The organism is Ruegeria sp. BHSC029 (assembly GCF_059613085.1).
The window spans coordinates 421,316-440,636 of sequence record NZ_JBXWRU010000002.1; the positions used below are offsets into that span (position 1 = coordinate 421,316).

Below are 19,321 nucleotides of genomic sequence, written 5' to 3' on the forward strand. Positions count from 1 at the left end.
TCATGAAAACACCTTCGTTGCCACTTACCCGCGATCTGGTTCTGGTGGGCGGAGGTCATACGCACGCGCTTTACCTTCGGAAATGGGGGATGAACCCCCTGCCCGGCGCGCGGTTGACCGTGATCAATCCTGGCCCGACCGCGCCCTATTCCGGGATGTTGCCCGGATATGTCGCGGGGCACTATGCCCGCCGCGACCTGGACATCGATCTGATCCGGCTGGCACGGTTTGCGGGGGCCCGGATCATTCTGGGTGCCGCGATCGGCCTGGACCTGAACCGGCGGCTGGTGAATGTGCCTGATCACCCGGATGTCGCTTTCGATGTCGCCTCGATCAATGTCGGAATAACATCGAACATGCCGTCTTTGCCCGGGTTCACGGAACATGCCATCCCGGCAAAACCTCTTGGTCCCTTTGCCTCAAAATGGGCCCAGTACCTGGAGACAACCGACCCTGCTTCGGCGGCGGTCATTGGCGGCGGCGTCGCGGGCGTTGAACTGGCGATGGCCATGGCTCATGCCCTGCGCGCCAAGGGTAGGCAATCAACGGTCACTCTGATCGACAAGGCGCAAATCTTGACCGCGATAAACCCCAAAGCCGCCCAGACCATTCGGCGGACGATGGAACAGCTTGGCATCGACTGCATCGAACAGGCCGAAATTGCGCAGATCACACCAAAAGGCGTGCAACTGACCGATGGGCGTCACATCACGGCTGATTTCACAACCGGCGCGGCGGGCGCCCGTCCCTATGACTGGATCGGCCAGACCGGACTGGACCTGCACGACGGCTTTATCCGAGTGAACGGGTATTTGCAGTCCAGCGATCCATCGGTCTTCGCAGTCGGCGACTGCGCTCATCTGGATGACACGCCGCGCCCCAAGGCCGGTGTCTTTGCCGTGCGAGAGGCTCCTGTTCTCTTCAACAACCTGCGCGCAGCTCTCGGCGCTGGAACCATGCGCCGGTACAAGCCGCAGAAGGATTACCTGAAGCTGGTCTCGCTGGGGGAACGCTCGGCACTGGCCGAGCGCTTTGGGACGTCATTCAGCGGACCTGTGATGTGGCGGTGGAAAAACCATATCGACCAGAAGTTCATGCGTCGCTTTCGTGAGCTGCCCCAGATGCCAGGCCCCGCGCTTCCCCGTCATCATGCGGATGGCCTGCGCGATGCTCTGGGCGACAAGCCCATGTGCGGCGGTTGCGGCGCCAAGGTAGGTCGCGGCGCCTTGCAGGCCGCGCTATCCGCGGTACAGAGATCCGATCGTCCGGATATCACGCCCCTGTCCGGGGATGATGCCGCAATGCTGACCTTTGAAGGCGTCCGGCAGGTGCTGACGTCAGATCATTTGCGCAGCTTCGTTTCGGACCCTGTTCTGATGACCCGCATCGCGGCCATTCACGCACTGGGGGACATCTGGGCGATGGGTGCGACCCCACAGGCCGCGACGGCCACTCTGATCCTGCCGCGCATGTCCTCTCAGCTGCAACACCGCACCATGGCTGAAATCATGGCAACCGCGACCGAAGTCATGCGCAGCGCCGGCGCTGAGATCGTCGGCGGCCACAGCTCGATGGGCGATGAGCTTACCATCGGTTTCACCATCACGGGTTTGTGCCAGTCTGATCCGATCACCCTTTCGGGTGGGCGGCCCGGTGATGTGTTGATCCTGACCAAACCTATTGGCAGCGGAGTCCTGATGGCCGCAGAAATGGCAGGGCAAGCCAACGGCGAGTGGGTAGTGTCCGCCTATGACCACATGACGCGGCCGCAGGGTGACGCCGCACGCATTCTGGCCCAAGCCCATGCCATGACCGACGTCACCGGATTTGGACTGGCCGGGCATCTCGTTGGACTGTGCGAGGCATCCAACTGCGGCGCAGTCCTGAATCTCGACGCAGTCCCGGTCATGGAGGGGGCGCTCGAGCTCAGCCAGCAAGGTGTCCGGTCCAGCTTGTTCAACGACAATCGTTCCATCGCGCCCGAAGTTCCAATTGACGGCAAAGCCGATCTGCTGTTCGATCCTCAGACCGCGGGTGGGTTGCTGGCTGCCGTTTCGGCCGACGACGCACTAAATATCTGCGACCATTTACGTGCCGCTGGTTACCCGGCTGCAGTCATCGGTGTATTGAGCGACACACCCGGCCTGCGCCTTCAGAGCTGAGCCACAATCCCTTCAATTTCCGACGCGACCTGATCCAGCCCGTCTGTAGTCAAGGACGTGGCATGCACGCACGCGATCACATCAAACCGATGATTTTTCCGCGACTTTTCGTAAGCCGGGTCATAGTGCTGCTCCATCAAGGCGCGCGTCAGAGCTTTCTTGTTGCCCTCGGCAATCTGAGCCATCCACGCATCCACGACATCATGCCCCCGGTGAAACCGCAGCGGCGACAGGCGGTCCTGCAAACGCTCGGCATCGGACAGAATGTCGTCATAGGCAGCGACCAGATAGTCCGTTCGCGCCTCGATATCTGCCGTGACAAGGATTCGCGGCGCTTGGCACAGGTTCTGCCAGACCGCAGGGGGCAAAATCAACGAACCGATTTTTGACGACTCGGCCTCGACCAACACAGGCCATGCCGGATCAAGCGCGCACATGGCCGACGCCAAGGCAGATTCGAACGCTTTCTGGCTGGGTTGTCCGCCGGGTTGCTCGCCCAGCAGCGAACCGCGGTGATTGGCCAACGCTTCGAGATCCAGAACCTGCACCCCGCGCGTTTGCAACTGGGCCAGAAGCTCCGTTTTTGCAGTGCCGGTGTAGCCATCCAACGCCACCAGCTTGAACGGCAGCGGGTCATCGTAGAGGTACTGCTTCACCAGACGCCGATAGCTGCGGTATCCGCCCTCGATCACCTCGGCTCGCCAGCCGATCTGCTGCAGCATCCAGGTGAAGGATCCTGACCGCTGACCGCCACGCCAGCAATAGACCAAAGGGCGCCAACCGCCCTCGTGGTGGCTGAGTTGCGTCTCGATATGGGTGGCGGCGTTGCGAAACACCAACGCGGCCCCCAGCTTGCGCGCCAGAAACGGGCTCTGCTGAACGTAGATCGTGCCGACACGTGCGCGTTCCTCATTGTCCAGAACCGGGAGGTTGATGGCGCCGGGCAGATGGTCCTCGGCAAACTCTGCCGGGCTGCGCACATCGATGATCGTATCGAACGGATGCGCGTACAGCTGCGACAGGTTTGAGAATTTCAGGGCCATGACAGGGGTTTAGCGCGCAGGATGGCAAAAGAAAAGAAGGCCCCGCTGATGTCATTCATCGGCTTCGGGCGCGATAAGGTCCGGCCCACTGGCCCGGTTGGAGTTTACGGCCGTGCCGACCCTGTGAAACTGCAACACATCCTCGGCGCCGGGTTTCATCAGGCGGGCTGCCCCCTTGCCGACCTCGCCCAGCCACAAGGCCCAATCCGCCTGTTCGATGATCAACGGCATCCGGTGATGAACCGCACGCACATTGTCGTTGGCTGCGGTCGTGACGATCGCGCAGGTCGCCTGCCGCGCCTCACCCTCGCCCCAGTTCTGCCAGATGCCGGCAAAGGCGATGGGCGCACCATCGCTGCGGTGGAAGTACCAAGGCAGCCGCGCACCGTCTTGGGTCTTGGTCCATTCGTAGAAGCCCGTGGCCACGATCAGACAGCGCCGATCGCGGCAGGCTGTGCGAAAGGCCGGTTTCTGGGCCAGGGTTTCGGCGCGGGCGTTGATCAGCAGCGGACCGTCGTTTTGGGCTTTGTACCAATGTGGCAAGAAACCCCATCGCAGCGGGTCCAACTGCCGCCCTCCCTCTCTGGCGCGCACGACATGCACCTGATTTGTCGGGCAGATGTTGTAGTTGGGCACCGCCGGCAACGCGTTTGAAGGCCGCGCAGCAAACAGCTGCGCCATGGCATCGTTGGGAAGAGTTATTGCAAACCGTCCGCACATGGGTAATGAACCAACAACAAAAGTTTCAATCAGGCACAGGGTCTCGCGCAGTCAGATGACAAATCAAGCACCAAATTCCCTCAAGGCCAAGGCGGTGGCGGATCTGGACTCCGGCAAGCTTCCTCAGGCTCTGAAGAAAGCTACCCTCGGCATCAAGAAATTCCCGAAAGACGCGGACTACCACGCGATTGCCGGGTTCGTTCTGACCGAGATGAAGCAGTACAGGAAATCGCTGCCGCATTTCCAGGAAGCCGCCCGCCTGAAACCGGACGACCCGCAATTCGTCGAAAACATCGCGAATGCCCTGATGCAGACCGGCCAGATCGCGCGAGCGTTGGCCTATGCCGAAAAGATGGCCGAAAAGATGCCCGGCAACCGCGAGATCGTCCGGGTGATCGATGAAATCACGCTCAAGGGCAAGAACTGGCGCAGCATCATCGAGAACGCCACCAAGCGACTGATGACCGATCCGGACAACCCCAAGCTGCTGTCCACCCGCAGCAGGGCCTATGGGCGCGTCGGCTTCGTGGATGCGGCCTCGGCCGATATTGCGCGCGCATACGAGCTGGATCCCGACAACATCGAAATCGCCTTCCGCCGAGCAGTGGACCTGCACCAAGCCGGCGACAAGAAGGGCTGTACTGACCTTTTGTGGCGTGTTTTGGACAAGGATCCGTATCACGCATCGGCGTTGTTCCAATTGTCGTCAATGGTAGATGCCGAACAGGCCGAAGCATTGCTGCCCCGGGTCGAGGCCGCGATCGAAAAGCGGAAACACCCCAATTCGACTCTGGAATTCACGCTGGCACAGCTTCAATCAAAGATCGGTGGGTTGGAGGCCGCTCTTGCGCAGTTTGCAGTCGCGAACAGGGTGCAGCACGACGAAAACCCATACGATTTCGAAGAAGAAGAGCGCAAACTACGCCGCATCTGCGGCCTGTTCCCTGACAGCACGTCGGTCCCAAGTTCCGGGATCGAGGAAATGCCCCTGCCGATTTTCGTGATCGGACAGCCTCGGTCGGGCACCACCTTGATGGAAATGATGCTGAGTTCCGCCCCCGACATCGCGGGATGTGGAGAGCTGAACCTCGGGTCCGACCTTTCGGCGCCATACTCGAACGAAAAGAAGGCATTCTCGGACGCAGAAGCCGCGGAGTTCGCCAAGCATTTCCGCGAGTTGATGCCCCCGATCCCCAAGGGCTCGATCGCTTTCGTCGACAAGATGCCGCACAACTACCAGCGGGTTGGTTTTCTTTTGGCAGCGTTCCCCAACGCCAAGATCATCAACATGCTGCGTGACCCACGGGACGTCGGCCTGTCGAAATGGATCCGGCGTTTTCCAGCGGGCGGAATGCGATACGCATCGAACCTGAACTCGATCGCGCACTCGGCCAACATGTATCGCCGCTACATGCAGCATTGGGATGCAATCTTCGGTGATCGCATCCTGACGGTGCCCTACGAAAAGCTGGTTGCCGATCCCGAAACCTACAGCAAGCAGGTTGCAGAATTCTGCGGGATCGAATGGCGCGAAAGCATGATGCACCCGGAAGAAAACAAGAAACAGGTGCGTACCGCCAGTATCGACCAGGTGCGCAACAAAATCTCGACCAAATCGGTTGGCGGCTGGCGTCAGGTTGCGGACTATATCCGGCCCATGTTGGACGGTTTCGACCCCGAGTTGTGGCCCGAATACGAATTCGATTAAGCCGAAACCCAACAAAAAAGGCCGCATCCAAGGATGCGGCCTTTTCTTTCTTTGTGTCAGCAATCACTTCTGCTGGATACGTCCGTCCAGATAGGGCGTGTAGGGCGCATTGGCCGCAAGGTATTCAGCGGTCACATCCGCAAGATCGGGACCGAAGTCGTAGGCATTCTTGTCCTCGCCAGAGAACATCTTGTACCCGTCGCCACCGTTGCGGACATAGTTGTTGGTCACCACCAAATAGGTCTTGGCCGGATCGATCGGCACATACCCATCACCTTCGGCCACCATGACCTCGGTCACGCGGCCTTCGTTGGGAGCAACCGACGGATCCCAGGTGAATTTCAGCCCCGCCACCTGCGGGAAGCGACCCTTGACCTCTTCTACCTGGCTGACGCCGTTTTCCAGCGCATCGATGATACCCTGCCCACTGATCTCGAAGGTCGAGAGCGTGTTCTGGAAGGGCAGAACGGTCAGCACCTCGCCCATGGTCACGTCGCCCGCGTCGATCGAGGCGCGCAAGCCACCCGAGTTGGCGATGGCGATCTGAACGCCCTGATCGGCGACCCGCGCCAGCATGGCATCGGCCACCAGGTTACCCATCTCGCATTCCTGCACGCGGCAGATCGACCGGTCCCCTTCGATCGGAGCCGCGGCATTGGCCACGACCTTGTTGCGGATCTCGTCCAGCGGCGTGGCCAGTTCTGCGATGCGATCCAGGGCAGCCTGATCCTCGGTCACGGTGTTGTCCATGATCAGCGGCTCACCGACCGCCTGAACCACGTTGCCGTCGTCATCGAAGGTCACGTTCAGCTCGCCCAGGAACTTGCCGTAGGCATAGGCCTGAACGATCTGCACCCCGTTCACCACGGTCGGGTACGGCCCGGCGGCCTTGTCCGAAGTGTTCGACAGGTAGGTGTTCGAGTGTCCTCCCACGATCACGTCAACACCCGTGGTTTCCTGCGCGACCCGCTGGTCGACGCCATAGCCCGAGTGGCTGAGCACGATGATCTTGTTGATGCCTTCCGCCGTCAGCTTGTCCACCTCGGCCTGAACCGCCGGAACAGGATCAGAGAACACGACATTCGGCCCGGGTGAAGCCAACTCGTCGGTGTCTTCGGGGGTCAGGCCGATCAGGCCAATCTTCTCTCCACCCACTTCGATCACGGTCGATTTCTTGATCCGGTCAGTCAGAAGTTCTTCGTTCTCGATGTTCGCATTCGACATCAGAATCGGAAATTCGACCGCATCGACGAAACCGGCCAGAACCTCGGGGCCGTCATCGAATTCGTGGTTGCCCACGGTCATCGCATCATAGCCCAGCTTGTTCATGAACTCGGCCGCGACCTTGCCCTTGTAATAGGTATAAAACAACGACCCCTGAAACTGGTCACCGCCGTCCACGAGGATCGAGTTTTCGGCCCGTGCGCGGGCATCGTTGACCGCGGTCACCAGTCGCGCCGAACCGCCGAAGCACTTGCCCTCGGCATTGTCCTCGGCACCACAGCCGCTGTCATATTTGTTGATCGGCTCGAACCGGGAATGGAAGTCGTTGGTGTGCAGAATGGTCAGCTTGTAGTCGGCCGCCGCCATGCCTGCAGTCAGGCCAAGGGCCGCCACGGATGTCAGGAAACGGGTAATCATTTGAAACTCCCTGTAATTGATTGTCAGGATCGTGCGCCGAGGGCGGCAAAGAGTCAAAGGGGGAAATGCGGCTTGATTCTACCCCGCGCGCGGGGCATCACGGCGCCATGCTGATCTACAAGATATTCCGGGCCGAGGAATGGGCGGCCCTGCAGGCACAGGGCGAAACCCGGGGCGCGCCCATCGATGTGGCGGATGGGTTTGTGCATTTCTCCACCGCAGAACAGGCGGCCGAGACCGCGGCTAAACACTTTGCCGGGGTCGAAAACCTGACCCTCGTGGCCTGCGATGCCCAGAAAATGGGCGATGATCTGAGATGGGAGGTCTCGCGCGGCGGGGCCTTGTTCCCGCATCTCTATCGCAACATGCGCATGGCGGATGTGGTCTGGGCCAAGCCGCTGTCGCTGGAAAACGGCGCGCACCGCTTCCCCAAGGAGATGCAATGACCGGCCATATCGACCCCGACCGCGCCGAGTTCGAGGCGTTCAAAGCGCTGGACCGCGATCACCCGATCGAGATGCTGAACCTTGTGCAGTTCCGCGCCAAGGCCGTCTATCCCGCAGGCCACGACCTGGCCGGCGCGGGGCTGAGCGGCGCAGAAGCCTATCGCCGGTATGGTGCCGAAACCGCCCCGATCATCGCGCGGCTGGGGGCCTCGATCATCTGGCGCGGCACGTTCCAGACAACGCTGATCGGCCCGAAGGGCGAAGCGTGGGACGAGATGTTCATCGCCCGTTACCCCTCGGCCCATGCGTTTCTGGAGATGGTGACCGACCCGGCCTATCGCGCGGCGGTCATTCACCGGCAGGCGGCGGTGGCCGACTCGCGCCTGATCCGCACCGCCCCTACCCCAACCGGAGCGTCCTTCGGATGAAACTGACCGAGAAACTGGCCCTGGCCGCGCTACATCGCCTGGACCCAGAAACCGCGCACGGCCTGTCGATCAAGGCGCTGAAAACGGGTCTGACCCCGGCGCCCGGTCCCGTCACCTCGACGCGCTTGCGCACGCAACTTGCCGGGCTGGACCTGCCCAACCCGGTGGGGCTGGCCGCCGGGTTCGACAAGAATGGCGAGGTTCTGGGCCCGCTGTCGCGCACGGGCTTCGGATTCATTGAGGTGGGCGCCGTGACCCCGCGCCCGCAGCCGGGCAACCCCAAGCCGCGACTGTTCCGCCTGACCGAGGACCGCGCCGCCATCAACCGGTTCGGCTTCAACAACGAAGGGATGGAGGCGATGGCCCGGCGTCTGGCGCACCGCCCCAAGGACGCGGTGATCGGCCTGAACCTGGGCGCCAACAAAGACAGCACCGACCGGGCGCGGGATTTTGCGCATGTGCTGGCCCATTGCGGGCAATGGCTGGATTTCGCCACGGTGAATGTCTCGTCACCCAACACCGAAAAGCTGCGCGACCTGCAGGGGAAAGAAGCGCTGAGCGCCCTGCTGGCAGGTGTGCTGGACACCCGCGATGCCTTGGCGCGGCGGGTCCCGGTGTTTCTGAAGATCGCCCCCGACCTGACGGATGACGAACTGCGGGACATCGCCGATGTCGCCCGTGACACGGGCATCGACGGTGTCATCGCCACCAACACGACCTTGTCGCGCGAAGGGCTGCGCAGCCTGCACAAGGATCAGGCCGGCGGATTGTCGGGCGCGCCCCTGTTCGAGAAATCGACCCGCGTTCTGGCTCGGCTGAGCCAGTTGACCGACGGGCAGATCCCGCTGATCGGCGTGGGTGGCATCGGCACGGCCGAACAGGCCTATGCCAAAATCTGCGCCGGGGCCTCGGCCGTGCAGTTCTATACCGCGATGGTCTATGGCGGCCTGTCGCTGGCGGCCGAGATCGCGCGGGGGCTGGACGCCCTGCTGGCGCGGGACGGGTTCAAGTCGGTGGCCGACGCCGTCGGCAGCAAACGAGAGGATTGGCTGTGATCGAATACTGGCACAACCCACGCTGTTCAAAATCGCGCGCCGGGCTGGCCCTGCTGCAGGACCGCGGCGCCGAAGTCACCGTTCGCAGATACCTCGAGGACGCGCCCAGCGCGGATGAGCTGCGCGCGGTGCTGTCCCGGTTGGGCATCCCGGCGATCGAGATGATGCGCAGGGGCGAGGCGCGGTTCAAGGAACTGGGGCTGAGTAGGGAAACACCCGAAGAGGCCTTGGTTCACGCCATGGCCGAGAACCCGATCCTCATCGAACGCCCCATCGGGATCACCACCGACAAGGCCGCAATCGGTCGCCCGCCCGAGACCCTGCTGACCCTGCTCTAGGCCACCTGCGCCTCGAGCCGGGGATAGCGCAGGCCCAGCGTCACCGCGCGGGCGGTGTTCAGCACCATCAGCGCGGCCCACAGCCCGTGATTGCCCATGGTCGGCACCAGCAGGAACAGCGCCACCACATAGATTGCCACCGACTGGATCATGGCGATGCGCATGGCGCGGGTCCAGGTGGCGCCGATGTAGATGCCGTCGAACATCCAGCTGGCAACGCCGACCACCGGGGCCAGCGCCGCCCAGATCAGGTATTCGCGCGCCGTGATCCGCACCTCGGGCGCGGTGGCCATCAGGTCGATCAATGCGGGCCCTGCCACAAAAAACGTGGCCCCCAGCACCAAAGCCCCACCGACGCCCCATTGCGACGCCATGACCGAGGCGCGCCGGACCTGGTAACGGTCCTTGGCTCCGACGGCGCTGCCTACCAATGCCTCGGCAGAAAAGGCGAACCCGTCCAGTGCAAAAGCGGTGATTTCCAGGAACTGCAGCAGCACCTGGTTGGCGGCCAGCGTCACGTCGCCCAGATCGGCGCCCACGAACAGAAAGGTGGTGAAGGACCCGGTCAGCAGGACCGACCGGATCATGATGTCGCCATTGACCTGCATCATCCGGCGCAGGCGGGCGGGGTCGAAGATCCGCGCCCAATCGCGCCATTGATTACCCCCGAACGCATCGCGGCACAGCCACAGACCCAGCGCCAGACCCGTCCATTCGGCAACCAGCGTGGCCACCGCCACCCCTTCGACGCCCCAGCCCAGCCCCAGCACGAACCACAGATCCAGCAGGATGTTCAGCCCGTTCATCCAAACCTGCAGGACGAACACGCCGCGCGTGCGCTCGACCGCGATCAGCCAGCCTGTCACGGCATAAAGCGCAATGGTCGCGGGGGCGCCCCAGATGCGAATCTCGAGGTATTTGCGCGTCAACGCCTCGACCTCGGGGCTGGCGGGCGACAGCGCGAAGGCCCCTGCGAACACCGCCACCTGCGCCACGATAAAGAACAGCCCCGCCGCGCCGCCCAAGAGCAGGCCGCGCATGAGCAGCGCACCGGTTTCGGCCGTGTCTCCCGCGCCTCGGGCCTGCGCCGCCAATCCGGTCGTGCCCATGCGCAGAAAGCCGAACACCCAGTAGATCGTGGCCAGAATGACCGCGCCAATGCCAACCGCGCCGATCGGGGCGGCCTGCCCCATCTGGCCGACCACGCCGGTATCTACCGCGCCCAGAATCGGCACCGTCGCGTTGGACAGCACGATCGGCACCGCGATCTTCAGCACCCGTCTGTGCGTAATGGGTGCCGAGGCGTCCCGCATTTTGCTCAGCTCTTGGCCGAAGGCTCTTGCGGCATCAGGAAATGCCCTGTGGCCTGCGCGAACAGCTTGGCGTGGTTGTCCTGCCAAGCCTCGACGCGCACCGAGGCATACCGCCGACCCGCCCGGCTGATGAAGGCGCGTGCATAGGCATCGCGCGGCAGGCCCGAGCGCAGGTAATCCACCGTGAAATCGATGGTCTTGGGAAAGCGGATACTGTGATCGGAGATGATGTCCTCGGCATCGATCTCACCGCTTTCGATGCGCGGGAACAGGTGCTCCCAGCTGAGCGTGATCACCGCCGTCACCTCGAGAAAGGCCGCCGTGACGCCCCCATGAATCGCCGGCAGGAACGGGTTGCCGATCAGCTTTTCGTCGAAATTCAGAACTCCGGTCAGTTCGTCTCCGCGCCGGTCGAAGCTGATATTGAGGAACCGGATATACGGAACACCCTCGACCAGCGCCTTGAGGGCCGCGTCGCGGCGCTGTTTCACCACCTGCATCGGTTCGGGACGGGGTCTTGCCATCTCACTTCCCCTCGACTGTGAAGGCGCCCGAGGCGGTGGCCACCGGGCGATCCTGATCGTCGTCCATGGCAGTTGCGCGCACGAAGGCCACATTGCGCGTGATGTGATAGCAGGTCGCGCGGGTGGTGATCGTCTGGCCGGGCGTTGCGGCGCGCATGTAGTCGATGCGCAGATCGATGGTTGCTGTGCCGCCCGGCGCCGCCGGATGGCTCATGACCGCAGCCCCGCAGCAAGTATCCAGGCTGGCCGACACAGCCCCGCCGTGAATCACGCCAGTGCGGGGATCGCCGATCAGATCCTCGTTGTAAGGCATGGTGATCTCGGCCTCACCCTCGCCGATATGGGTCAGCGTCAGGCCCAGGGCCCGCGCATGGGGGATCGCCTCGATGAACTGGCGGGCGAGTACTGTCTTGTCGACCATGAGGTTCAGTCCTGTTGTCCTGCCCCTTTATGATCTGCTCTGCGCGCAAAGGGCAAGCCCGCCTGTTGCGCTTGTCCGCACAACGCCCTAGGTTGCAACCGAGGAGAACAGGAATGTCCGACAAGCGTTTGTCATTCAAAGAGATGTGCGCCGAGTTCGACGTGACTCCGCGCACCCTGCGCTACTACGAGTATATCGAGCTGCTGCAGCCAGACCGGGAAGGACGGTCCCGGTTTTACGGTCCGCGCGAGCGTGCGCGGATGAAGCTGATCATGCGTGGCCGAAAGTTCGGGTTTCCACTTGAGGAAATTCGGCAGTGGTTGTTGATCTACGAAGATCAAGGCAACAAGGCCCAGATGGCTACCTTTATCGAAATGGCCGACCGCCAGATGGAAGAGCTGCGTCAGCAGCGTCAGCAACTGGACGAAGCCATGGACGAGTTGCAGCGCCTTCGCGATCAAACGGCCAACTCGCTGACCTAAATCGGCCAGTTCGAGCCCCCAAATCCATCCTTCATTACACCGGAAATCCGAATTTTTCGGCTGGCGCCCTGCCGCCTGCCCGTCGGATTCGAACCGCGCGGGTACAGTGGATTTGGCTGACCTAACGGAAAGAAAATTGCCAACCCGTCGCTTTACGCGACCGGAAGTTACGTCAATTTCTTTGTGACGCAGCGTCTGGATTACGTAAACGTCAATCTCATGTTGTAAAGCGGCCATCGACTGCGCAACTTTCTCATGACGCCAGCGACGAGAGGGTGACCAATGACCGAAGATCTTATGACCATCCGCGAGATGTGCGAGACCTATGACGTCACGCCGCGGACCTTGCGGTTCTACGAAGCCAAAGAGCTTCTGTTTCCGATCCGTGAGGGCCAGAAACGGCTGTTCACCAAACGTGACCGGGCGCGGCTCAAGCTGATCCTGCGCGGCAAGCGCTTTGGCTTCAGCCTGGAAGAGATTCGTCAGCTTCTGGATCTGTACCATGTCGGCGACCAGCAACTGACCCAGATGACCCGCACCTATGAAATCGCGTGCGAGCGTCTGGCAGACATGGAAGCCCGCCGCGAGGAACTGACCCAGGCGATCGACGATCTGAAGGAGCAGTTGCGCTGGGGCGAGAAGGTCATCGCCTCGATGAAACAGGAAAAGAAGGCGGCCGAGTAACTCCGCGCCGCCTGCCACCCGGACATCTGAATTAAGGGAGCTTCAAATGCCCGTTTACAACGCGCCTACCAAAGACACGCAATTCGTTCTGCATGACGTTCTGAAAATCTCGGCCTCGGATATTCCGGGCTACGATGAGCTGGAGCCCGAGTTCACGGGCGCCGTTCTGGAGGAGGCCGGCAAGGTCGCCGTCAACCTGCTGCACCCGCTGAACGTGGTCGGCGACACCGAAGGCTGCCGGCTGGAAAACGGCGTCGTCTACACCCCGACCGGGTTCAAGGACGCGTTCGAGCAGGTCAAGGAAGGCGGCTGGACCGGTCTGGATATGCCCGAGGAATATGGCGGCCAGAACATGCCTTATGTTCTTGGCACGGCCGTGGGCGAGATGTTCTCGGCCGCAAACCAGGCCTTCACCATGTATCAGGGCCTGACCCACGGCGCGGCCTCGGCCATCCTGGCGCACGGCACCGATGCGCAGAAAGACACATATCTGCCCAAGATGGTCAGCTGTGAATGGACCGGCACCATGAACCTGACCGAGCCGCATTGCGGCACCGATCTGGGCCTGATGCGCACCAAGGCCGAGCCGCAGGGCGATGGCAGCTACAAGATCACCGGCCAAAAGATCTTTATCTCGTCCGGCGATCACGACATGGCCGACAACATCATCCACCTGGTGCTGGCCAAGATCCCCGGCGGCCCCGAGGGCATCAAGGGAGTGTCGCTGTTCATCGTGCCCAAGTTCCTGGTGAACGAAGACGGCAGCCTGGGCGAGCGCAATGGTGTTTCGGTCGGCAAGATCGAAGAAAAGATGGGCATCCACGGCAACTCGACCTGCGTGATGAACTATGACGGCGCAACCGGCTGGCTGCTGGGTCAGGAACACAAGGGCATGCGCGCCATGTTCACCATGATGAACGAAGCGCGTTTGGGTGTCGGCATGCAAGGTCTGGCTCAGGCCGAAGCCGCCTATCAGAACGCGCTGGAATACGCCAAGGACCGCCTGCAAGGCCGCGACGTGACCGGCGCCAAGAATCCCGACGGCCCGGCCGATCCGCTGATCGTACATCCCGACATCCGCCGCAGCCTGATGGACCAGAAAAGCTTTGTGGAAGGCGCGCGGGCCTTCATCCTGTGGGGCGCGACCCTGATCGACAAGGCGCACCGTTCGGGTGACAAGGATGCCGACGGGCTGATCTCGCTGATGACCCCGGTCATCAAGGGTTTCCTGACCGACGAGGGCTATGACATGACCGTTCAGGCCCAGCAGGTCTATGGCGGCCATGGCTACATCGAGGAATGGGGCATGTCGCAATACACCCGCGACGCCCGCATCGCCATGATCTACGAAGGAGCCAACGGCGTTCAGGCGCTGGACCTGGTCGGCCGCAAGCTGGCGCAGGACGGCGGCAAGCATGTCATGGCCTTCTTCGACATGGTCAAAACCTTCTGCAAGGAAAACAGCGGCAAGGACGAAGCCTATGACAAGGCCTTCATCGAACCGCTGAAGGCCGCCTCGAAAGACCTGCAGGCCGCCGGCATGTATTTCATGCAGAACGGCATGACCAACCCGAACAACGCTCTGTCGGGCTCGTATGACTTCATGCACATGTTCGGTCATGTCTGCCTGGGCCTGATGTGGGCGCAGATGGCCAAGGCCGCGCAGGAAGCACTGGATGCCGGTGCGTCCGACAAGGACTTCTACGAGACCAAGATCGCCACCGGCCGCTACTACATGGCGCGCCGTCTGCCGGCCACGGGCATGCACCTGGCGCGGATCCAGACCGGCGCCGACACGGTGATGGCACTGGACGCGGCGAACTTCTGATCCCAGTCTGGTTCCGGGCGACCCCGCCCGGAACCAGCGCTCATGGAGGAGATGACATGCCCAAACGCTTTCGCCTGACCCGCCGCTTTCCCGTCGCCATGACTGAGGACGGGTATCGAAAACTCAAGGGGTTTGCCCGCGAGGCCGGGCTGGACGAAGGAGAGGCGCTGTCATTCCTGTTCGAGAACTTCAACAGCGTGATCGACGAGGAGAACCTGACCCACCGGCTGCGCATCTTCAATTCCGAGCTTGAGGCGCGCAAACGCTAGACGACCCCAATGCCTAGCCCAGGCCCGGCGTGTTTTCAGCAAGACAAGTCCGAACGCGGCTGCGGCCCGCGGTCAGGTCTTTCTCGAAACACGTGCGTGACGAAACCGTACAAACCGCCTTGGGAGGGGTGAGTGCATGACGATAAAACTGCATTGCTTCGGAGAAAGCGGAAACTCGTACAAGGCCGCCCTTGCGCTCGAGATGTCGGGGTTGGAATGGGAGCCGGTCTTTGTCGATTTCTTCAACGGCCAGACCCGAACCCCCGAATACCGCGCCGAAGTCAACGAAATGGGCGAAGCGCCGGTGCTGATCGACGGAGACTTCCGGACCAGCCAGTCGGGCGCGATTCAGGCCTATGTCACCGAAAAATCAGGGAAATTCGGCGGCAAGACGCGGGAAGAGAACTATAACATCCTGCGCTGGGTGCTGTGGGACAACCACAAACTCAGTTCGATGGCGGGCCTGACCCGTTTCCTGATGAACTTCCTGCCCGAAGAGCACCGCAACCCGGATGTGATCGCCTTCAACCAGGGCCGACTGAAGGCCGCCTATCAGGTGCTGAACGCGCATCTGGAAGGCCGCGACTGGATCGTCGGCGACAGTGTGACCAACGCTGATCTCAGCTGCGGCGGCTACCTGTATTACCCTGAACCCTTCGGCTTTGACCGCGCCGAATGGCCCCATATCGACGCCTGGCTGACCCGCCTGTCCGAGCAGCCCGGATGGAAACACCCCTATGACCTGATGCCCGGCAACCCGTCGGATCGAGCTTGAGGAGAGAAGTATGACCGAAGCTTACATTTATGATGCCCTGCGCACCCCGCGCGGCAAGGGCCGCAAGGACGGCAGCCTGCACGAGGTGACCTCGGTGCGCCTGTCGGCGGTGGCCCTGAACGCCATCAAGGAACGCAACAACCTGGAAGGCCACGCCGTCGAGGACGTGATCTGGGGCAACGTCACCCAGGTGATGGAACAGGGTGGCTGCCTGGCGCGGTCCGCGGTTCTGGCCTCGGACTTGGATGAATCGATCCCCGGTCTAGCCATCAACCGGTTCTGCGCATCCGGCATGGAGGCCGTGAACCTGGCCGCCAATCAGGTCAAAGGCGGCGCGGGCGAGGCCTATATCGCAGGCGGCGTCGAGATGATGGGCCGCGTGCCCATGGGCAGCGACGGCGCCGCCATCGCGGTCGACCCGTCGCTGGCGATGGAGACCTATTTCGTCCCGCAGGGCATCTCGGCCGACATCATCGCCACCGAATACGGTTTCAGCCGTGACGATGCCGACGCGCTGGCCGTCGAGTCTCAGAAACGCGCGGCCAAGGCGTGGGAAGAGAACCGCTTTGCCAAGTCGGTGATCACCGTCAAGGACCGCAACGGCCTGACCATTCTGGACCGCGACGAATACATGCGCCCCGGCACCGACATGCAGAGCCTCGGCGCGCTGAACCCGTCCTTCCAGATGATGGGCGAGCAGATGCCCGGTTTCGACAAGGTGGCGATGCTGAAATACCCGCACCTGGAAAAGATCAACCACATCCACCACGCCGGCAACTCGTCGGGCATTGTGGATGGCGCGGCGGCCGTTCTGATCGGCAACAAGGAATTCGGCGAGAAATACGGCCTGAAGCCGCGCGCCCGCATCAAGGCCACCGCCAAGATCGGCACCGACCCGACCATCATGCTGACCGGCCCGGTTCCGGTGACCGAAAAGATCCTGGCCGAAACCGGCATGAAGATCAGTGATCTGGACCTGTTCGAGGTCAACGAGGCCTTCGCCTCGGTCGTGCTGCGGTTCCAGCAGGCGTTTGACGTCGATCCGGCGCTGGTCAACGTCAATGGCGGTTCGATCGCCATGGGCCACCCGCTGGGCGCCACCGGCGCGATCATCATCGGCACCCTGTTGGACGAGCTGGAGCGCCAGGACAAGGAAACCGGTCTGGCCACCTTGTGCATCGCATCCGGCATGGGCGCGGCAACCATCATCGAACGTGTGTAACGGCGGGGATCAGGAGAAGAAAAATGGCTGATTTTACACTGACCAAAGACGCCGACGGCGTTGGCATCATCACCTGGGACGTCCCCGGCAAGACCATGAACGTGATGTCGTTCGACGGCCTGTCCGAACTGAACGACTGCATCGATCAGGCCCTGACCGATGACGAGATCAAGGGAATCGTGATCACCAGCGGCAAGGAAGGCTCGTTCGCTGGCGGCATGGACCTGAACCTGCTGGCGGTGATGAAGGAACAGGCGGGCGACGACCCGGCCAAGGGCCTGTTCGAAGGCACGATGAAGATGCACGCCCTGCTGCGCAAGATCGAGCTGGCTGGCATGGACCCCAAGACCAAGAAAGGTGGCAAACCGATCGCGGCCGCCCTGCCCGGCACCGCCGCCGGCATCGGCATGGAGCTGCCGCTGGCGACCCATCGCATCTTTGCCGCCGAAAACCCCAAGGCCAAATACGGCCTGCCGGAAATCATGGTCGGCATCTTCCCCGGCGCGGGCGGCACCACGCGTATGGTCCGCAAGGTGGGCGCCATCGCGGCGGCTCCGCTGCTGCTGGAAGGCAAGATGCTGGACGTGAAAAAGGCCAAGGGCGCAGGCTACATCGACGAGATCGCAGCCGATCCGCTGGCAGCGGCCAAGGAATGGGTGCTGAACGCCAAGGATGCCGATCTGGTCAAGCCGTGGGACGCCAAGGGCTACAAGATGCCCGGCGGTGCGCCCTATCACCCGGCGGGCTTCATGAACTTCGTGGGTGCCTCGGCCATGGTAAACGGCAAGACCCAAGGCGCCTTCCCGGCGGCCAAGGCCCTGCTGAGCGCGGTCTATGAAGGCGCGCTGGTCGATTTCGACACCGCGCTGAAGATCGAGGCGCGCTGGTTCACCTCGGTGCTGATGAACCCGTCCTCGGGCGCGATGATCCGTTCGCTGTTCCTGAACAAGGAAGCGCTGGAAAAAGGCGCCGTTCGTCCGCAAGGCATTCCGGATCAGTCGGTCAAGAAGATCGGCGTTCTGGGTGCAGGCATGATGGGTGCGGGCATCGCGCTGGTCTCGGCGCAGGCCGGGATGGAGGTCGTGCTGATCGACCGCGATCAGGCCGCCGCCGACAAAGGCAAGGCCTATACCGAAGCCTATCTGGACAAGGGCATGAAGCGTGGCAAGGTCACGGCCGAGAAGAAAGAGGCCATGCTGGCCCGCATCACTGCCACGCCGGACCTCGAAAAGCTGGCGGGCTGCGATCTGATCATCGAAGCCGTGTTCGAGGATCCCAAGGTCAAGGCCGAGATGACCCAGAAGGTCGAGGCGATCATCCCCGAGGACTGCATCTTTGCCTCGAACACCTCGACCCTGCCGATCACCGAACTGGCCAAGGCCAGCAAGCGGCCCGATCAGTTCATCGGCATCCACTTCTTCTCGCCGGTCGAGAAGATGTTCCTGGTCGAGATCATCAAGGGCAAGGAAACCGGTGACCGGGCCGTGGCCAAGGCGCTGGACTATGTCCGCCAGATCCGCAAGACGCCGATCGTGGTCAATGACGCGCGGTTCTTCTACTGCAACCGCTGCATCATCCCCTACATCAACGAAGGGGCGCGGATGATCACCGAAGGCGTCAGCCCGGTTCTGGTCGACAACGCCGCCCGTCAACTGGGCTTCCCGGTGGGTCCGGTTCAGCTAACCGACGAAACTTCGATCGACCTGGGCGCCAAGATTGCCCGGGCGACCAAGGCGGCAATGGGCGACGCCTACCCGGAAAGTCCGGCGGACGATCTGATCTTCTGGATGGAAGAACAGGGTCGCCTGGGCCGCAAGTCCAAGGCCGGGTTCTTCGATTATGACGAAAACGGCAAGCGCATCGGCTACTGGAAAGGTCTGCAGGACAAGTATCCGCTGGCCGAGCAGCAGCCCGACTTGATCGAGGTACAGGAACGCCTGATGTTCGCACAGGTTCTCGAAGCCGTGCGCGCGCTTGAAGAAGGTGTTCTGGAAGACATCCGCGAAGGCGATGTCGGCGCCATCCTGGCCTGGGGCTTTGCGCCGTGGTCAGGTGGTCCGTTCAGCTGGCTTGATATCATCGGTGCGCCCTACGCGGCCGAGCGTTGTGACCAGCTGTCAGAGAAATACGGTGACCGCTTCGCCTGCCCGCCGCTGCTGCGCGAGATGGCCGAAAAAGGTCAGACCTTCTACGGCCGCTTCGACCCCGAAGCCAAAGCTGCCTGAACAAGTGATGCTGGCGCATGATCCCATGCGCCAGCAT

General features: G+C 62.2%; 19 protein-coding genes. 13 read left to right on the forward strand and 6 right to left on the reverse strand.

Annotated elements, in window-relative coordinates:
- The first annotated feature begins 2 nt into the window (after positions 1-2).
- Entirely contained in the window at positions 3-2,162 is a 2,160-nt protein-coding gene (gene selD / locus AC2FML_RS05785; protein WP_496782352.1) for a selenide, water dikinase SelD, read from the forward strand.
- Here selD and mnmH read toward each other — a convergent pair.
- Positions 2,153-3,205: a tRNA 2-selenouridine(34) synthase MnmH gene (gene mnmH, locus AC2FML_RS05790; protein ID WP_496782354.1), complete on the reverse strand. Its 1,053-nt coding sequence runs from the start codon at positions 3,203-3,205 to the stop codon at positions 2,153-2,155. The genes selD and mnmH overlap by 10 nt on opposite strands.
- Before the next feature lie 51 nt (positions 3,206-3,256).
- On the reverse strand, positions 3,257-3,925 hold the full coding sequence (locus AC2FML_RS05795) for an SOS response-associated peptidase (RefSeq protein ID WP_496782355.1): 669 nt from the start codon (positions 3,923-3,925) through the stop codon (positions 3,257-3,259).
- A gap of 55 nt (positions 3,926-3,980) precedes the next feature.
- On the opposite strand from AC2FML_RS05795, the gene AC2FML_RS05800 reads away from it, so the two are divergent.
- The gene (locus AC2FML_RS05800) at positions 3,981-5,633 is read left to right on the forward strand and encodes a tetratricopeptide repeat-containing sulfotransferase family protein (protein ID WP_496782357.1); all 1,653 of its coding nucleotides are present in this window, start codon (positions 3,981-3,983) and stop codon (positions 5,631-5,633) included.
- A gap of 63 nt (positions 5,634-5,696) precedes the next feature.
- Here the strand turns inward: AC2FML_RS05800 and AC2FML_RS05805 are convergent, their stop codons facing one another.
- Entirely contained in the window at positions 5,697-7,274 is a 1,578-nt protein-coding gene (locus tag AC2FML_RS05805) for a bifunctional metallophosphatase/5'-nucleotidase (RefSeq protein WP_496735024.1), read from the reverse strand.
- A gap of 107 nt (positions 7,275-7,381) precedes the next feature.
- On the opposite strand from AC2FML_RS05805, the gene AC2FML_RS05810 reads away from it, so the two are divergent.
- The 4 genes from AC2FML_RS05810 to arsC are packed head-to-tail and all read left to right on the forward strand — an operon-like array spanning position 7,382 to position 9,541.
- Positions 7,382-7,720, forward strand: a complete 339-nt coding sequence (locus AC2FML_RS05810) for a DUF952 domain-containing protein (protein WP_170359235.1) — start codon at positions 7,382-7,384, stop codon at positions 7,718-7,720.
- On the forward strand, positions 7,717-8,148 hold the full coding sequence (locus AC2FML_RS05815) for a DUF1330 domain-containing protein (protein ID WP_170366556.1): 432 nt from the start codon (positions 7,717-7,719) through the stop codon (positions 8,146-8,148). Before AC2FML_RS05810 ends, AC2FML_RS05815 begins: the two co-directional genes overlap by 4 nt.
- A complete protein-coding gene (locus tag AC2FML_RS05820) occupies positions 8,145-9,203 on the forward strand; it encodes a quinone-dependent dihydroorotate dehydrogenase (RefSeq protein WP_496782359.1) in 1,059 nt (352 codons plus the stop codon). The genes AC2FML_RS05815 and AC2FML_RS05820 overlap by 4 nt, the downstream gene beginning before the upstream one ends.
- Positions 9,200-9,541, forward strand: coding sequence for an arsenate reductase (glutaredoxin) (gene arsC / locus AC2FML_RS05825; protein WP_170337675.1), 342 nt, complete (start codon positions 9,200-9,202; stop codon positions 9,539-9,541). Before AC2FML_RS05820 ends, arsC begins: the two co-directional genes overlap by 4 nt.
- Here arsC and AC2FML_RS05830 read toward each other — a convergent pair.
- Genes AC2FML_RS05830 through AC2FML_RS05840 form a run of 3 tightly spaced genes read right to left on the reverse strand, consistent with a single transcriptional unit; the run spans position 9,538 to position 11,799 of the window.
- The gene (locus AC2FML_RS05830) at positions 9,538-10,854 is read right to left on the reverse strand and encodes an MATE family efflux transporter (RefSeq protein WP_170443340.1); all 1,317 of its coding nucleotides are present in this window, start codon (positions 10,852-10,854) and stop codon (positions 9,538-9,540) included. The genes arsC and AC2FML_RS05830 overlap by 4 nt on opposite strands.
- A gap of 5 nt (positions 10,855-10,859) precedes the next feature.
- The gene (locus AC2FML_RS05835; RefSeq protein WP_170368762.1) at positions 10,860-11,378 is read right to left on the reverse strand and encodes a PaaI family thioesterase; all 519 of its coding nucleotides are present in this window, start codon (positions 11,376-11,378) and stop codon (positions 10,860-10,862) included.
- Between the two features lies 1 nt (position 11,379).
- Positions 11,380-11,799, reverse strand: coding sequence for a PaaI family thioesterase (locus AC2FML_RS05840; protein ID WP_170358398.1), 420 nt, complete (start codon positions 11,797-11,799; stop codon positions 11,380-11,382).
- Between the two features lie 113 nt (positions 11,800-11,912).
- Between AC2FML_RS05840 and AC2FML_RS05845 the strand changes: the two genes are divergently transcribed.
- From AC2FML_RS05845 to AC2FML_RS05875, 7 genes are all read left to right on the forward strand, one after another.
- Positions 11,913-12,281 carry a MerR family transcriptional regulator gene (locus tag AC2FML_RS05845; RefSeq protein WP_170337669.1) on the forward strand — a complete coding sequence of 123 codons (369 nt, stop codon included), beginning with the start codon at positions 11,913-11,915 and terminating at the stop codon, positions 12,279-12,281.
- 282 nt (positions 12,282-12,563) lie between these two features.
- Positions 12,564-12,965 carry a MerR family transcriptional regulator gene (locus AC2FML_RS05850; RefSeq protein WP_093962630.1) on the forward strand — a complete coding sequence of 134 codons (402 nt, stop codon included), beginning with the start codon at positions 12,564-12,566 and terminating at the stop codon, positions 12,963-12,965.
- A gap of 46 nt (positions 12,966-13,011) precedes the next feature.
- Positions 13,012-14,793, forward strand: a complete 1,782-nt coding sequence (locus AC2FML_RS05855) for an acyl-CoA dehydrogenase C-terminal domain-containing protein (protein ID WP_496782362.1) — start codon at positions 13,012-13,014, stop codon at positions 14,791-14,793.
- A 56-nt stretch (positions 14,794-14,849) separates the two neighbouring features.
- On the forward strand, positions 14,850-15,062 hold the full coding sequence (locus tag AC2FML_RS05860) for a hypothetical protein (protein WP_005981899.1): 213 nt from the start codon (positions 14,850-14,852) through the stop codon (positions 15,060-15,062).
- 136 nt (positions 15,063-15,198) lie between these two features.
- The gene (locus AC2FML_RS05865) at positions 15,199-15,837 is read left to right on the forward strand and encodes a glutathione S-transferase family protein (protein WP_170443344.1); all 639 of its coding nucleotides are present in this window, start codon (positions 15,199-15,201) and stop codon (positions 15,835-15,837) included.
- A 10-nt stretch (positions 15,838-15,847) separates the two neighbouring features.
- The gene (locus AC2FML_RS05870; protein ID WP_170366562.1) at positions 15,848-17,059 is read left to right on the forward strand and encodes an acetyl-CoA C-acetyltransferase; all 1,212 of its coding nucleotides are present in this window, start codon (positions 15,848-15,850) and stop codon (positions 17,057-17,059) included.
- Between the two features lie 23 nt (positions 17,060-17,082).
- A complete protein-coding gene (locus tag AC2FML_RS05875; RefSeq protein ID WP_496782364.1) occupies positions 17,083-19,284 on the forward strand; it encodes a 3-hydroxyacyl-CoA dehydrogenase NAD-binding domain-containing protein in 2,202 nt (733 codons plus the stop codon).
- Positions 19,285-19,321 lie beyond the last annotated feature (37 nt).